General features: G+C 62.9%; 1 protein-coding gene. It reads right to left on the minus strand.

Annotated features, from left to right (window positions below; all coding sequences use genetic code 11):
* Positions 1-122: 122 nt before the first annotated feature.
* The coding region (locus G3480_RS27275) for a Uma2 family endonuclease (RefSeq protein WP_164657296.1) at positions 123-620 on the minus strand (498 nt) is incomplete at its 5' end.

Here is a 620-nt window from a genome sequence, read left to right on the forward strand (position 1 = left end):
CATCAATTGTTTCCCGATGCGAGCGATGCCGCCCGAAATCCCCCCTAGCCCCCCTTTGCGAAAGGGGGGAAGTTGTTTATGGACGCTTTCCAAGTCTGAGAACCCGTCCGTCCGCCGATGGCTCAGAACAGGTCAGCAAGATCGACCGACAGCCCATCGAGTCCAGGCACGGGGATGGGGCTGTCCATCCTGAGCCGCTCAGCCATCGCGTACCCTTGGGGGCCGGGCGCACGGAAAGCGGTCAGGGTCGCGTCCGCCAGGTTCACAAGCCAGGTCTCGGGGATGCCGAAGCGGGCGTAGAGCGCCATCTTGACGTCGCGGTCGTAACGCAGACTGGAGTCTGCCACTTCAACGAGCAGGAGCACGTCCGCCGGGCCTGGGTGGCAGTCACGATAGTGTCCCGATCGGTTGCGCACCAGCGCGATGTCCGGCTCGGGCTCGTTGCGGGAATCCAAGCGCACCGGGCTCTGCCCACGGACGATGACCTGGCCATGGACCGCATCGAGCAATTGTTGATGCAATCGATTGACGGCTGACGCATGTGGCGCACCAATTGGCGGCATATCGACGATCTCACCTTCGATCAGCTCAACCCGAGCATCCGGCGCCAAAATGCCGCT

Source organism: Thiorhodococcus mannitoliphagus, assembly GCF_010915725.1.
Taxonomy (GTDB): Bacteria; Pseudomonadota; Gammaproteobacteria; order Chromatiales; family Chromatiaceae; genus Thiorhodococcus; species Thiorhodococcus mannitoliphagus.